This is a genomic window from Bradyrhizobium macuxiense, from assembly GCF_001542415.1.
GTDB classification, from domain to species: Bacteria; Pseudomonadota; Alphaproteobacteria; order Rhizobiales; family Xanthobacteraceae; genus Bradyrhizobium; species Bradyrhizobium macuxiense.
Window position 1 is genome coordinate 103,987 of the sequence record NZ_LNCU01000010.1, and the last position, 14,417, is coordinate 118,403.

Below are 14,417 nucleotides of genomic sequence, written 5' to 3' on the forward strand. Positions count from 1 at the left end.
ACCTAACAAATTCATGACAGTCAAGGGCCTGATCTCGGCATTCACCCAGCAGGAGGACCTCAATTTCCTGCTAACCAACCGGATTCCGCGGGCCGCGCTGACCCGCTTCATGGGTTGGTTCTCCAAGATCGAGAACCCGCTGGTGCGCGACGCCTCGATCGCCTGCTGGAAACTGTTCTCCGACCTCGATCTGTCGGAGGCGAAAAAGACCGAATTCAGGAGCCTGCACGACTGCTTCACCCGCGAGCTCAAGCCTGGCCTGCGCCCGGCCGTGGCCGATCCCGCCATCATCGCGAGCCCGTCGGATGCGATCATCGGCGCGCATGGCCGGATCGCGGACACCGAATTGTTCCAGATCAAGGGCGCGCCCTATTCGCTGCTCGATCTGATCGGCGATCCCGCGCTCGTCGAGCAGCACAGGAACGGCCGCTTCGTCACGCTGCGGCTGACCTCAAGCATGTACCACCGCTTCCATGCGCCGGCGGACCTCACGATCGACAAGGTCACGTTCATTCACGGCGACGTCTGGAACGTCAATCCGATCGCGCTGAAGCGGGTCGAGCGGTTGTTCTGCAAGAACGAGCGCGCCGTGCTGCGCACCAGGCTCGCAAGCGGCGAGGCGCTGACGCTGGTTCCTGTCGCCGCCATCCTGGTGGCGAGCATCCGTCTGCATTTTCTCGACGTCACGCTGAATGCGCAGTCGCGAGGTCCTGTCGATTTCCCGTGTGAAGCGCATGTGAAAAAGGGCGATGAGCTCGGCTGGTTCGAGCATGGCTCGACCATCATCGTGCTTGCATCAGACAATTTCGAGTTCTGCGACAATGTCGCGGAGGGAACACGGATCAAATGCGGCGAGCCGTTGCTGCGCAAGCCTGTGATGTGATTTCGATTTGCTTCGGGTGTCTTTGTTTGAGCATGATCTCGGCACAAACGCGTCGCAGATGTCGCGAGGGAAAACCGGTTTTCACTTTTCCCGGATCATGCTCTAATATGGCTGTGATCGTCACGCGACGACTCCAAATCGCAAGCCCATAGGACACGAGATGGCGCGGACGCCTGTTCTGGCGGCGGGAGGCATTGTGCTGCGGCGGGACACGCCGCCGCGCTTTGCCGTCGTGCGTCTGCGCAAGCGCAATGAATGGGTGCTGCCGAAGGGCAAGCTCGACGACGGCGAGACGGCGCGCGCTGCCGCCGAGCGCGAGGTGCTGGAAGAAACCGGCCACGCCGTCGACGTGCGCGAATTCCTCGGCACGCTGGTCTATGATTCCGGCGGTCGCTCCAAGGTCGTGCATTACTGGCGCATGGAAGCCGGCGACAAGCCGGTGCGGGAGTTGATGAGCGACGTCAAAGAGGTCGACTGGCTGCCGCTCGACGACGCGCTCGCGCGCCTGTCGCGCGGCTATGAGCGCGCGTTCCTGGAAAATGTCGGCCCGATCGCGCTGCAGGCTGCAGCACTGGCCGAGCGCGAGCGACGCGCGCGGCTGCGGGCTGCGGCTGCGGAGCGGCGTCGTAGCCGTGAAGCGGTGCTGCCGGCCGTCGAGGAGCTGGTCGTCGAGGAGGCGCCGGTCGTCGACATCCCGGTGGTGGCGGATACTCCGGAAATTGCAGAGGCCCCGGTGGTCGGAGAGACCCCCGTGGTCGCGGAGGCGCCGGTGGCGATGGAGACCGAACCGGACGTGCCGGCTGCAATGTCGCAAGACGACGGGATCGATGCGCGCGAGGCGATCGAGACCGCGCCTGAAGTCGACGAGCCTGCGGTGCCCGTCGAGCCGCCGTCATTGGCGTCCGAGATCGCGCCGGTCGCGACGCCACCTCAGCCCGGCTTGCGCAAGAACCTGATCCAGCGCGTGCGTGACTGGCTGCACCGCGCTGCGTGATGCGCGCGGCGAATTCCGACTAGAGAAGATGCCTTCAACTCCGAAGCGAGCAGTGGCTCAGCTTCACCTCGCCCCGCGCTCGTCTCGACCCCGCAAGAACGGAAAGAGAGAGCGCGGCGTCGTTGCGGCCGCTATTCGACCCAATCTCATCCCACCTCAGGGTGACGGTCTATCCCTCGTCATTGCGAGCGAAGCGAAGCAATCCATAGTGCAGCATACGTGGAAGCATGGATTGCTTCGTCGCTTCAGCGCAAAATTGCTCTGCAATTTTGTCGTGAGCTCCTCGCAATGACGGGGCAAATAGATTTACAGGCTCTCAGTTGTGACGCTTCGGCTTCGGCGGTGGCCTTACGGCCCGCGGCGCCGGCGGCGGCCGCTGCTGGAAGCCGGGACGAAGCTGCGCCGGGCGTTGCATGCCGGGTGGACGGCCGCCCGGTGCGGCCTGCTGGATGCCCGATGGTCGCATCTGGCCCGGCGTTGGCTGTGCCGCACCCTGTCGCGGAGTGCCCGGCTGACCCGGCTCGCGCACGCCGCCCGGCGGCTGCGTGCGGCCCGGTTGCAGACCGCCCTGACGTGCAGGCGATTGCTGTCCACCGGGCTGTTGCACGCCGCCCTGGCGGGAAGGCCGTTGTCCGGCCGGGGTCTGCACGCCCGGTGCGCGTGGCAGCGCGGCGCCGCCGGGTTGGCCGGGCAGGCTGTGCTGCGCGGCGCCCTGCTGCTGTTGCGTGCCTGGCTGCTGTTGCGAGCCCTGGCGGCCGGGCACGCCCGGTTGCTGCGGCTGGCCGGGACGGTTCGGTTGACCGGGTTGACCCGGACGGTTCTGCTGACCCGGCTGCTGCGGGGCATTGCGGTTCTGGCCCGGCAATCCGTTCTGCCGCTGCTGAGACGGTTGCACCGGCTGGCCGCGGTTCGGATAGGGTGCGGTCGGATTGTTGCGACGGAAGTTCGGATTGGCGCGGCGGAAGTCGCGCTGCTCGGTCACGACCTGGCGTCCGATCGTCTGCGCGCTGTGTACCTGGCGCACAAAGCCCTGATCGCGCACCATCTGTTGCGGCGAGATCGTCAGCGGCACCGCGGCGAAGCGCGCGCCGCCGGTGCCGGGACGGATAGCAAAGCCGCTCGCACCGCGCGTCAGCACGCCGAGCGAGGCGCCGCTGCGGTCGCTGACCTCGATCCGTCCGACATGCCCGTCGGCGTCGGGATAGAGCTTGATGCCGACATTGCTGCTGGTTGCGTTCGCGCCTTCGGGCACTTCCACGAGGCCCGTGGTGCCGCGAATGCCGAGCGTCGCCGTCGGCGTCGAGATATTCATGTTGCCGGTCTTGGCCACGGCTGCGGCGACGAAAGCCGCCGTGCCCTTGGCGACATTGAACAGCGCGCTGTTCTGCTGGCCGCCGTCTTCATAGACGTAGTTGTCGATCACGATCTTGGCGTTGGCCCGCAGGTTGAAAGTGGTGCCATCGTTGAAGGTGATGCCGAGCGACGACGTCGGTGCGGTCGCGACCTCGTCAGTGGGGAAGATGTCGTCGCGGATCTGCAGCGGCGTCGTAGTGTTGTTGCGTGTGACGGTGGCGGTGCCGGTCAATGTTGCAACGTTGCCGATCGGCTCGGGCGCGGCGGCCTGTGGCGTCGTCGCCGGCGCCGGCGTTGCCGGTGCGGCGCCGGGAGTGGCGGCAGGGGCGGGTGCCAGTGCGGGTTGCGCTTGTGCGAGCTGCACCAGTTCCGGCGCGGCGACGGCGTGCGTATGCCCGCCCATCATCAGGCCGGCGCCAAGCAGAAGCGCGAAAGGCAATCTGCGCCGCATCACCATCAATTCCCGGGAAGCAACTTAGACGGAGCACTTAGACGGAGCACTTGGACGGAGTACTTGGACGGATCGGCAATTGAGCCGGATCAGGCTGAATGCCGAATGAATGGCATTGCCTTGATGTCGTGGCAAGCCGCGCCGGTCAGATGCCGTGTCCGGGATCCGTTCAATCAAGAGCGGATCACACGCAGGTCACGGTGACGCCGTCGCCGTCCCTCCCTCGAGGGTCAGAACGGCGTCGCGCTCGGCAGCCGGCATGGCGATGATGCGGCGCCTGCCGATGATACGGAGCGCGGCATATCCGCCGAGGAACACCACCACCTTGCTGGCGATGCCATATGTCGGCATCACCATGGCCCAGGTCGCGACGCCGCAGGTGAGCGCAACGAACGCGTTGACGGCGGCGGAGACGAACATCAGACCTGCCCACACATAGCCGACCACCACGGCAACGTCGGGCACCACCGACTTGGCGATCTCGGGCAGATAACGGTTCAGCCAACCCGGCTTCAGCATCACGACGCCAACGATCGCGTAGATCACGCTCGGCTTGAACAGCACGAAGCGCGGGTCGTGGGTGAGCAGCGTCGCGGTGCCCGCGGCGACGACGAGGAACAGGCTCAGCCACTCCATGATGTCGATCCGCTTGCGGCGCACGAACTGGATGCCGATCTGCGCGACACCGAACGCGATCCCGAGCCCGACCGAGACGGCAGTGTTGTGTGTCAGCAGAAAGATGACGAGAAAGACCACGGTCGACGCCAGGTCGAGCAGCAGCAGCTGAGCTGCATGGAGGAAATTCTTCATCGAACCTTGAGCTCCGCTTTTCTGGTCGCGCGACTAATGTGTCGCGCGTGGGATGCATGGATCATTTGCCGTCGACGGAAAATGCGATCAGCAAATTTCCTTCCCGGCCCTTGAGATCGTAGACGTTCGCGGTCGAGCGTCCGGCATAGCCGGAGTGAACATAGACCATGCCGTTCACGATGGTCGGTCCGGCGCCATCCATCACGCCGCCATAGGCCGGCTTGCCGAGCACGTCGGTGATCGGATCGGCGGCCGTGTTGAAGTCCCAGACGACTTCGCCGCTTGCTGCCGCATAGGCGCGGAAATGGCCGTCCATCGAGGCCGCGAACACCGCGCCGGGGATCGCGGTGACAGCCATCGAGATCGCGCCGGAGCAGAACACGTTAGTCCAGCGGCATAGCGTTTTCGGCGCCGGCGTATTCCACTGGATGGTGCCGTCGGCGATGCGGATCGCAGTCAATCCCGGTTTGGGATCGCGGAAATTCACCACGTCGGAAATGCCGACATAGACGTTGTCCGTATCCGCCGCCGAGCCGAACTCGACGCCGCCGAGCGCACTGCCGCTGCTCAGGCGATGCTGCCAGACGATCTTGCCGTCGGCATCGGGATCGAGCGCGTAGACGTCGCCGGACTTCTGGCCCGCGATCAGGATCTGCTTGCCGTCCTTCAGCGTATGCAGGATCACGGAGTCGCCGAGCGCGAAATCCGGCCCGACCGGGTGCGGGCAGTTGGCGGCGGCCGGACAGCCGATGATGTAATTGTCGTCCTTCAGGAGCTGGTTCTTCCATCTGACAGCGCCGGTCTTGAAGTCCATCGCGATCACGGAATCGGCGCCGTCGTGGAAGGCGTCGGTGTGCGAGTTGGAGGTCGCGACATAGATCAGGCCGCGCGCCGGATCGATCGTCGGTGCGCTCCAGATCGAGCCGCCGGACGGTCCCCACAGCTGCTTGCCCTTGGCGTTCAGCCGATAGGGCTCCGGCTTCTTGTCGGTCGTATATGTCTTCCAGAGGATCTCACCGGTGTTGGCGTCGAGCGCGACCAGCGAGCCGATGAATTTGCAGCAGACGTAGTCGTCGTTGTGGGCGAAGGCCTCGTTGCCGCTCGAGATCGGCACCAGCAGCACGCCGTTATAGAGTGTCGGCGAACCGGTCATCTGCAGCCCGGAGCTGTCGTCGACCTTGGTGCGCCAGATCGGCTCGCCGGTTTCCGCGTCGATCGCGACCGCGCTCTTGGTCCAGTCCGAGAAGTAGAGGGCGTAGCGATGACCCGGCCTGTTCGCGATCGGGCCGATCGAGACGCTGGATCGCGTCGCCGCCAGTGAATCGAAGCGCCAGTAGACGCAGCCGGAGCGTGCATCGAGCGCGTAGACCGCGCCCGACATGCTGGTCACGTAGAGCCGGTTGCCGATGATGGTGGCCTGGCCGTTCTTCGAGCCGGGATAGTGGAAGGCCCATTTGACCTTGAGCCGCGGCACGTCAGCCGCAGTGAAGCCGGGGGCGGGTTGATAGCGGGCGTTGTCGGGCTGGAGACTCCAGCCGTTCCACTGCTTGGCGGCGAGGTCGATCGGCGGCGGCGCGCCTTCGCATTTCGGGCCGTCGAGCGGCATCTGCGCCGACGACGGACCCCAGATCGCATTCGGATTCGGATCGCCGGGTACAGGCGCGGCGGCGCTGACGTAGAGCGCGATCACCTTCTTCTCGTCTTCGGACAGTCCGGCCGCCATGGGTGCCATCACGCCACGCATCGCGTTGAAGATGAAGGCGGGCGGATTGCGCGACAGGATTTCGCGCGATGGGGTGCGGTCGCTGGCGCGATCGTGGCAGCCGGCGCAGCGCGCTTCATAAAGCCTCTTGCCGGGCGAGGCATCATCGGCTGCTGCCGCAGCGTGAGGCAGTGCCACCGAGGTGACGAGGGCGAAAAGAAATTGCGACCATTTGCTCGTGCGCCCGATGCCCATGCGATCAACCCGGCTGCGGATAATGATCGGTGAACCGGCCGATGTGGCATTGATAGCCGTCCGGCGGCGGCGTGAGAACGACGTCCTTGGCGCTGGTGTGCTTTGGACGTGACGCCAAAGTCTTCAGGGCCCAGGTGTTGAAGGCCTGGGTGTTGATCTGCGGCCACATATGGCCGTGGCTCGAACTGCACGCGATGTGGACCACGTCTGGCTGGGCGGCAAAGAAGTTGGAGCTCGCCTGCGTCGCCGGCCGATAGTCCGCGCACAGGCCGATCGGCGGTCCGCAATCCCACATATCCTTGTCACCGCCCCAGACCGTGATCACGATCATCGGTCCGAGCCGCGCCGGCAGCGGATAGGGGCCGACCCGGCCCTGTACGATTCTCGTGGGATCGGCGGCGACGAAGCTGCGCGCATCGTTGAATGCCAGTACGGTGCCGTCGTCGCGCGTCACATACCATTCGCCCGAGATCGCCATGCCGCCGGCCCAGAAATCGGAATCGAACAGCAACGCCCGGTTCGTCATGGTGCCGCCGGACGAAATGCCGCCGATATAAAGACGGTCCGGATCGAGCGGCCATTTGGTCCCGACGCATTTGATGGCCGCCTGGAAGAAGCTGGCGTCCGGTCCCGCGTCCTGTTTCCATTGCTCGCCGCTTGGGTTCGCGGCGCGGCCCTCATTCCATGGCCGCCAGATCCAGCCGTCGCTGCCGAGACCGTTGCAGCCCGCGCCCGTATAGGCCGGATCGCCTTCCGCGCATTGCCGCACCGGCCCGATCACCATGAAGCCCTGTTGCGCCATCAGCGCATTGGCGCCGCTGCGGGACGAGGTGAGGTTGGCATTGGTGGATTCGACCGTGCCTGTCAGCGGCACCCAGACCGGCGCCGGGCTCGCACCGTTGGCCGGAGGATAGACCCAGAAGGAACGCTTCATGCCCTTGTGCGGGAAATCGACATTCAAGCCTTCATGGACCTGATAGCCGTCGGGGCATTCCCATTTGACCGGAGACCCGGCTGCAACTGCGATGGCGGGTCGAGCCAGCAGGCCCAATGCCATCGCGGCCGATACGGCTAGCTTGTTCACCTGCGAAGCCCTGAAGCGGAAGCGTCAGGGCACAATTACGCCGATCGCGCGTGTGAAGGCCTATCGAATTTCGAAATCGAGGAGCGAATTGTCAGTTTGAATCGGCGATTTCTGGCTCGCCGTCGAGATCCTGCCCGGCCGCTGCCCGCCGGCGGAATTCCGTCGGGGTCAATCCGGTGTCGGCCTTGAACGCACGGTTGAACGGCGCGAGCGACTGGAACCCGGCGTCGAGCGCGATCGTCAGCACCGGCACCTCGGCCTGGTCGAGATCGGCGAGCGCCGCCTTGGCTTCGTCGAGGCGGTAGCGGTTGAGGAAGGCGTTGAAGTTGCGGTGACCGAGCCCGTCATTGATCAGCGTGCGCAACCGGTATTCCGGCATCCCGAGCCGCGCTGCCAAAAGGCCGATGGTGAGGCCTTCCTGCCGATAGGCCCGCTCGGTCGTCATCAGGTGTTGCAGGCGGTACAGCGAAGCCCGGTCCGCCGCGGTCGGGCCGGTGCGTATGAACGCGTCTGAGGTTCGGGCGGCACCGCCGCTTCCTGCACCCGCGCCGGCGATGGCTGGCTGGCTCTCTGGGGGATCGAACAGCATCATCCAGATCGAAATCAGCGCGAAGGCGGCAAGACCGAGCGCGACGGTCAGGCTCGTCGACCGCGTCGGAATTCCGGCAAGCCCCGCGCCGGCGCTGAGAAAGATCTGGGTGCTGATGCCGATGACGAGGGCAACCAACAGTCGGCCGCGTCCGGTCGTCACGGCCTTGCGCCATCCTTTCGGGAGTTGCGCGATCGCGAGCAGCGCGAAGCCGATCGACGACAGTGCCAGCAGGCGGCCGCATTCCATTGCGAGGGCGGGCCAGTTGGTCCAGCCATTGTAGGACACGACGCCGAGGCCGGCGACGAGCGCGCAGATGGCCGCATGCCATGGGCGCGGAGTGAAATGTTCATCGAACAGGGTGCGCGCCCAGAGCCAGAAGATGACGGGAGAGATCATGCCGAGCGCGACGAGCGGGGACGCCCATCCGAACGACCATGTCGGAAAGAACGGCGCGGTCGAGATTGCATAGGCGGCACCGGTCACGCCCATGGCCGCGCCCAGGCCTGCGGCGCGGTGCACTGTCGTGTAGCGCAGCAGCAGCACCGCGCAAACCACCAGGAACAGCCCAACCACCGCGCCACGCAGACCGAGATCAAGAGCCGTCAACGCCATCGCAAGCCGCTCCGCAGGTTCGATCAACCTCGACACTGCGGTCGTTATACCGCGTCAGACGATCCGCATGAAGCGACAGTCGGACCAGGAATCCATCACCGATACGTCAGTTGATGGCTGGAAGCGGGTGCCGGCAGAAGATTGGCGGCCTAGCTGACCCGCTTCCAGGTCTGGCCGCCGCAGAACATGCCGCCGAATGCGCAGCCCTGCACGCGCATCGCGTTCGGGCCCTTCATCGCGATGGTCGAGTCGTAGTTGCGGCCGGAGTTGGGATCGTGGATGCGGCCGCTCCACTTGCTGCCGTCGGGCTTCATGTTGATCAGGATCCGCTCGCCGGTCTTCTCCGAGAAGCCGCAGAGATTGGCGCCGCACGCTTCGACGCGGACGTTGCCCTTGTTCTCCTCGGTGGCCCAGACGCCGATCGGCGTGGTTGGTTCGGGAGCAGGTGCCGCAGCGACCGGCTGCGGCGCGGGAGCCAGCGCCGGTGCAGCAGGTGCGGCATCGACCGGCGCGGGAGCCGCGGTCGCGACCGCCACCGGCGGAGCGGGCGGAGGCGCCGGAGCGACCGATGCGGCAACAGGCGCTGCGGGCTGCGGTACAGCGGCCTGCACCGGCGCCGGCGCAGAAGGAGGAGCGGGAGGCGGCGGCGCGCTTGAGGCGACATCGTCGTAATCGTCGGACTTCGAGCCGAGATCCTTCAGATCGATGTTGCCGATCGTGCCGTTGTAGCTCGGCGCCGAGATGCGGATGCAGGACAGCGCGTTGCAGTTGCGCGGCGCCTCGACATGGATGCGCTGGCCGTCGATCTGGAAGGTGATGCCCGAGCCGGCATGGGCGGCTGTGCCGGCCATCAGCAGCGCGGCGATTGCAACGAGCTTCTTCATCGGAGTCTCCCTGGGCATCTCGGCGTCGGGTGCGCCTGTCGGCGTCGGATCGGTCTGGACGCTACGCGCCATCGCTCAGGTCCTCCGTGATATGAGTCACTGAGGACCGCGCCTTGCCGAACGGCTGCGGCGGTGACTAACGTCACGGCGCCGCTTCGAGCTGCTCGAATTTTTGAGATGATTGCGCTGTCGTGATCATTCACGCGAAGCGCCCGACGGTGAGGGCCGCCGGGCGCAAAAACTCTGGTCGTGTCGGGAGATTAGAAAACGCCGAGGACGATGGCGCAGACAAAGGCCAAGGCAATGTACGCGGCGATCATGCTCAGCGTGCTCAGCAGAGGGCTCGCGGAATCCATTGGGAAGCTCCCTCGGTTCAGAACCCCCGTTAACGCCGAAGCCGGCATTCCGTTCCGTGGCCAGAAAGTCAGCGCTGCTGTCCATCCCGCATGTTCCGGCCGCGAAGTTCCAGCGCATGGTTAAAGAGATCTGAAATCAACACGTTGAAGAGTCTTTAAGTAAATTCGTCGAACCTGCGCGCATGACGCGTGGAGTTCGTTTGTATCTCGTCGGCTCCCTTGTCCTCGTTTCGCTGGCTGGTTGCGGGCGCGGTCTGTTTCAGACTGCCGAGCGCGAGCCATGGCGGGCCGAGGCAGAAGCTGCGTGCCTGAAGTCAGGCGCGGTCAAGGAAGGCCCCGATCTCGTTCGCATCGATCCGATCTCCGGTCCCGGCGTCTGCGGCGCCGAATTCCCGCTCAAGGTCGCCGCGCTCGGCGAGGCCAGCTCGGCTTACGGATATGTCGACGATTTGCGTCCGCCGGCGCCGATCGGCAACCAGCCGCGCTGGCCGATCAACCAGCCGCCGCCAGCGCCGACGCAGGCGCCTTACTCCAACCAGCCCGTCGGTCAGCCGAACTATGGCGCGCAGTCGAACGGACCGATCTCGCTGACCGCGCCCGGCGTTGCGCCGCAGCAGGGTGAGATCAATCTGCCGTCCGAGGGGACGCCGGAAGCAGGGGCCGACAAATCCTATTACCCGGGCCTGCCGAGCAATCCGCGGCGCGACAGCGCGGCCGCACCCTATTCACCGGCGCCCTATTCGCGCGGGCCCGACGCGGGAGCGGCGCCGCGGCTCGGTCCGTCGAACGGCAATCCGGTGGCGGCGGTTGGCCCGGTCGCGGTCAAGCCTGCCGCAACACTGGCGTGCCCGATCGTCTCTGTGCTCGAGCGCTGGCTCGCCGATTCCGTGCAGCCCGCAGCGCAGCGCTGGTTCGGCGCGCGCGTCGTCGAGATCAAGCAGATCTCCGCCTATTCCTGCCGCGGCATGAACGGCAATCCGCACGCGCATATTTCCGAACATGCCTTTGGCAATGCACTCGATATTGCGGCGTTCACGCTTTCCGACGGCCGCCGCATTTCGGTGAAGGATGGCTGGAAGGGGCTGCCGGAGGAGCAGGGCTTCCTGCGCGACGTCCAGGCCGCCGCCTGCCAGCAGTTCACCACCGTGCTGGCGCCGGGCTCAAACGTCTACCACTACGACCACATCCATGTGGACTTGATGCGCCGCGCCAGCCGGCGCATGATCTGTGAGCCGGCCGCCCGGTCGGGCGAGGAGGTCGCCGCACGCGCCGGTGGCCGTAGCCCCTATGCGGCGCGCGATCCTTATGTCACAGGATCGTTGGGCGGTCGGAAGCCGGCCACCTCCCGGGGCAAATCCGGGAGCAACGAAGAAGACGACCTCGCCGACGAGTAGCGCCTCCCGCGCCCATCTTTTTGCCTGCTACCGTGCAAACGGAAGCCATTTTTTGCTGCGTATGCTCGCGCAGCCGGGTGGGTCCGGCTGATTCTCTGGGGGATGCTTTGCCTGACGAGCCGATTATTCTGGTCATTGAAGACGACCGCGACCTCCAGATGCTGGTCGAGGATGCCCTCAAGGATGGCGGCTATGAGCCGGCGATCGCAGGCTCCGGCGAGGAGGCGCTGACGCTGCTGAAGGCCTTCCGGACCAAATACAGCGCACTCGTCACCGACATCCGCCTGCTCGGGCGGCTCGACGGCTGGCGCGTCGCGCGCGGCGCCCGCGAGATCGACCCGTCATTCCCGGTGCTCTACATCACCGGCGGCTCGGGTGACGAGTGGCCGACCAAGGGCGTGTCGGACAGCGTGCTGCTGCAAAAGCCGTTCTCGCCGGATCAGCTCGTCGAGGCAATCGCGAAGCTGCTCGAGACTGCGCGCAAGTCGTGAGACGCTGCGCCGGCGACGCCACCTTCACCGGCACGAACGAATTCTGCCGCACACTCAACGCAGGCCACGGGGATCCATCATGGCAGCAGACAAGGTTGCGTTCGTCACCGCGGGCGGCAGCGGCATGGGAGCGGCGGCCGCGCGACGGTTGGCGGCCGATGGTTTCCGCGTTGCGATCCTGTCGTCGTCGGGCAAGGGCGAGGCGTTGGCGAACGAGCTCGGCGGGNCCGGCTCGAACCGCTCCAACGACGATCTGAAGCGCGCAGTCGATGGCGTGATGGCGCGCTGGGGCCGCATCGATGCGCTCGTCAACAGCGCCGGCCACGGCCCGCGCGCGCCGGTACTGGAATTGACCGACGAGCAGTGGCACACCGGCCTCGACGTCTATCTGATGAACGTGATCCGCCCGACGCGCCTGGTCGCGCCGATCATGCAGGCGCAGAAATCAGGTGCGATCGTCAACGTCTCCACCGCCTGGGCGTTCGAGCCGAGCGCGATGTTTCCGACCTCGGCGGTGTTCCGCGCCGGGCTCGCGGCTTTCACAAAACTGTTCACGGACAGCTACGCGGCCAGCAACGTCCGCATGAACAACGTGCTGCCGGGCTGGATCGACAGCCTGCCGCAGACCGAGGAGCGCCGTGAGAGCGTGCCAATGAAGCGTTACGGCAAGGCCGAAGAGATCGCAGCGACGATCTCGTTTCTCGCATCCGACGGCGCGGGCTACATCACCGGCCAGAACATCCGCGTCGATGGCGGATTGATGCGGTCGGTCTGATGCATTCGTCTTGATCCCGGTCTTCAGCTCCTCATCCTGAGGAGCTTGCGAAGCAAGCGTCTCGAAGGATGTAGGCCACAGGAGGGGCCTCATGGTTCGAGACGCGCGTTCCGCGCTCCTCACCATGAGGGTCGTCGTACCACTTGCGTCTACACGCTGCATGGCGCGTTCCAAACCGGACGCGCCACAGATGTGATGACCTGCGATTGCATTTGTCATGATGACAAACTGAAAGGGCAGGGCTAGCCTTCCGCAAAACATCACGGGAGGAATGGCATGCCAGATGCAGCCGATGCAAAAGTCGCGGCGCATGCGTCGCAATCGAGCAGCAGCGCAACATCGCAGCAGGTCGACGTCGCGGTCGTCGGCGCCGGGTTCGCCGGACTTTATCTGTTGCATCGCTTGCGCAAGGCGGGCTTCTCGGCGGTCGCGCTCGAAGAGGGCGGCGACGTCGGCGGCACCTGGTACTGGAACCGCTACCCCGGTGCTCGTTGCGACATCCAGACCATCGATTACAGCTACACCTTCGATCCCGAGCTCGACACGGCGTGGACCTGGTCGGAGAAATACGCGACGCAGCCGGAAATCCTGCGCTATCTCGGCTTCGTCGCCGATCGCTACGATTTGCGCCGTGACATCCGCTTCGGCACCAGGGTCACGAAAGCGACCTGGGACGATGCGAGCGAGCGCTGGCAGCTTTCAACCGACAACGGCGCGCCGGTGTCGTGCCGCTATTACATCATGGCGACCGGCTGCCTGTCGTCGCCGAAGCCGCCGGAGATCGACGGCGTCAAGGACTTCAAGGGCGAGATCCATTTCACCGGGCGCTGGCCGCACCATGGCGTCGATCTCAAGGGCAAGCGCGTCGCCGTGATCGGCACCGGATCGTCGGGCATCCAGTCGATCCCGCTGATTGCGGAGCAGGCCGCGCAGCTCACCGTGTTCCAGCGCACGCCGAACTTCGCGTTGCCCGCGGGCAATGGTCCGTCACCAGAGGATCGCAAGAGCTACTTCGAGACCGACCGCGCCGCCTATCGCGAGCAGGCGCGCCTGTCGATGGCGGGCGTGCCCTATCCGCAGCAGACGGTGGTGAGCTGGCAGTTGAGCGATGCCGAACGTCGCGAGCGTTTCGAGAAGGCATGGGCGGCCGGCGACCTCGTCCATATCCTCACCCAGCTCTGGGCCGACCAGGGCGTCGATGTCGACGGCAACAGGCTGGTCGCCGATCTGATCCGCGAGAAGATCCACAACGTCGTGAAGGATCCGGAGACGGCCGCGGCGCTGACCCCGCATGACCATCCGTTCGGGGCCAAGCGTCCCTGCCTCGATACCAACTACTACGCGACCTATAATCGTCCGAACGTGACGCTGGTGAATCTGCGGCAGGAGCCGATCACGGCGATCACCGCCGGCGGCATCAGCACCGAAAAGCGCAGCTTCGACGTCGACGTCATCGTGTTCGCCACCGGCTTCGACGCGATGACCGGCGCCATCATGGCGGTGCATCCGATCTCCGGCCGCGGCGGCAAGTCGCTGTCCGATGTCTGGGCGCACGGACCGCAGACCTATCTCGGGCTCACCGTCGCGGGTTTTCCCAACCTCTTCATGATCACCGGTCCCGGCAGCCCGTCGGTGCTGTCCAACATGGCGGTGTCGATCGAGCAGCATGTCGACTGGGTGGTCGATCGCCTGGCGCAACTGCGCGATGCCGGCTTCACCACGATGGAAGCGACCGAGGCGGCGCAGGCGGGCTGGGAGCGGCACATGGCCGACTGCGCGAT

12 protein-coding genes and 1 pseudogene are annotated in these 14,417 nt (G+C 65.6%); 7 read left to right on the forward strand and 6 right to left on the reverse strand.

The window, feature by feature from the left end; genetic code table 11:
* Positions 1 to 13 precede the first annotated feature (13 nt).
* Both asd and AS156_RS01240 read left to right on the forward strand, forming a co-directional pair.
* Positions 14 to 883 (forward strand): archaetidylserine decarboxylase, encoded by an 870-nt coding sequence (gene asd / locus AS156_RS01235; RefSeq protein ID WP_066498881.1) that lies wholly within the window; start codon positions 14 to 16, stop codon positions 881 to 883.
* 160 nt (positions 884 to 1,043) lie between these two features.
* Positions 1,044 to 1,877, forward strand: coding sequence for an NUDIX hydrolase (locus AS156_RS01240; protein ID WP_066498882.1), 834 nt, complete (start codon positions 1,044 to 1,046; stop codon positions 1,875 to 1,877).
* A 316-nt stretch (positions 1,878 to 2,193) separates the two neighbouring features.
* Here the strand turns inward: AS156_RS01240 and AS156_RS01245 are convergent, their stop codons facing one another.
* The 6 genes from AS156_RS01245 to AS156_RS01270 all read right to left on the reverse strand — a co-directional run bounded on the left by AS156_RS01245 (position 2,194) and on the right by AS156_RS01270 (position 9,620).
* Positions 2,194 to 3,681, reverse strand: coding sequence for a FecR domain-containing protein (locus tag AS156_RS01245; RefSeq protein ID WP_347336601.1), 1,488 nt, complete (start codon positions 3,679 to 3,681; stop codon positions 2,194 to 2,196).
* A gap of 195 nt (positions 3,682 to 3,876) precedes the next feature.
* A complete protein-coding gene (locus tag AS156_RS01250) occupies positions 3,877 to 4,491 on the reverse strand; it encodes an inner membrane-spanning protein YciB (protein ID WP_066498886.1) in 615 nt (204 codons plus the stop codon).
* 61 nt (positions 4,492 to 4,552) lie between these two features.
* Entirely contained in the window at positions 4,553 to 6,448 is a 1,896-nt protein-coding gene (locus tag AS156_RS01255) for an outer membrane protein assembly factor BamB family protein (protein ID WP_066498888.1), read from the reverse strand.
* 4 nt (positions 6,449 to 6,452) lie between these two features.
* Positions 6,453 to 7,532, reverse strand: a complete 1,080-nt coding sequence (locus tag AS156_RS01260) for a prolyl oligopeptidase family serine peptidase (RefSeq protein WP_066498890.1) — start codon at positions 7,530 to 7,532, stop codon at positions 6,453 to 6,455.
* A 91-nt stretch (positions 7,533 to 7,623) separates the two neighbouring features.
* Positions 7,624 to 8,736, reverse strand: coding sequence for an AraC family transcriptional regulator (locus tag AS156_RS01265; protein WP_066499294.1), 1,113 nt, complete (start codon positions 8,734 to 8,736; stop codon positions 7,624 to 7,626).
* Positions 8,737 to 8,885: 149 nt separating this feature from the next.
* Entirely contained in the window at positions 8,886 to 9,620 is a 735-nt protein-coding gene (locus tag AS156_RS01270) for a DUF2147 domain-containing protein (protein ID WP_066499297.1), read from the reverse strand.
* Between the two features lie 538 nt (positions 9,621 to 10,158).
* Here AS156_RS01270 and AS156_RS01275 point away from each other — a divergent pair.
* From AS156_RS01275 to AS156_RS43815, 5 genes and pseudogenes are all read left to right on the forward strand, one after another.
* The gene (locus AS156_RS01275; protein ID WP_066498892.1) at positions 10,159 to 11,370 is read left to right on the forward strand and encodes an extensin-like domain-containing protein; all 1,212 of its coding nucleotides are present in this window, start codon (positions 10,159 to 10,161) and stop codon (positions 11,368 to 11,370) included.
* 107 nt (positions 11,371 to 11,477) lie between these two features.
* Entirely contained in the window at positions 11,478 to 11,861 is a 384-nt protein-coding gene (locus AS156_RS01280; protein ID WP_066498894.1) for a response regulator, read from the forward strand.
* Between the two features lie 79 nt (positions 11,862 to 11,940).
* The coding region (locus tag AS156_RS43810; protein WP_245312512.1) for an SDR family NAD(P)-dependent oxidoreductase at positions 11,941 to 12,087 on the forward strand (147 nt) is incomplete at its 3' end.
* 1 nt (position 12,088) lies between these two features.
* Positions 12,089 to 12,636, forward strand: a pseudogene (locus AS156_RS01285) (SDR family oxidoreductase); the annotation flags it as partial.
* 276 nt (positions 12,637 to 12,912) lie between these two features.
* The coding region (locus tag AS156_RS43815) for a flavin-containing monooxygenase (protein ID WP_430641770.1) at positions 12,913 to 14,417 on the forward strand (1,505 nt) is incomplete at its 3' end.

What these genes read in the sequence shown, in the direction of transcription:
- AS156_RS01240 (WP_066498882.1), top strand. Translation starts at nt 1,044, where the DNA reads ATGGCGCGGACGCCTGTTCTGGCGGCGGGAGGCATTGTGCTGCGGCGG.
- AS156_RS01275 (WP_066498892.1), top strand. Translation starts at nt 10,159, where the DNA reads ATGACGCGTGGAGTTCGTTTGTATCTCGTCGGCTCCCTTGTCCTCGTT.
- asd (WP_066498881.1), top strand. Translation starts at nt 14, where the DNA reads ATGACAGTCAAGGGCCTGATCTCGGCATTCACCCAGCAGGAGGACCTC.
- AS156_RS01265 (WP_066499294.1), bottom strand. Translation starts at nt 8,736, where the DNA reads ATGGCGTTGACGGCTCTTGATCTCGGTCTGCGTGGCGCGGTGGTTGGG.
- AS156_RS01270 (WP_066499297.1), bottom strand. Translation starts at nt 9,620, where the DNA reads ATGAAGAAGCTCGTTGCAATCGCCGCGCTGCTGATGGCCGGCACAGCC.
- AS156_RS01250 (WP_066498886.1), bottom strand. Translation starts at nt 4,491, where the DNA reads ATGAAGAATTTCCTCCATGCAGCTCAGCTGCTGCTGCTCGACCTGGCG.
- AS156_RS01245 (WP_347336601.1), bottom strand. Translation starts at nt 3,681, where the DNA reads ATGCGGCGCAGATTGCCTTTCGCGCTTCTGCTTGGCGCCGGCCTGATG.
- AS156_RS01255 (WP_066498888.1), bottom strand. Translation starts at nt 6,448, where the DNA reads ATGGGCATCGGGCGCACGAGCAAATGGTCGCAATTTCTTTTCGCCCTC.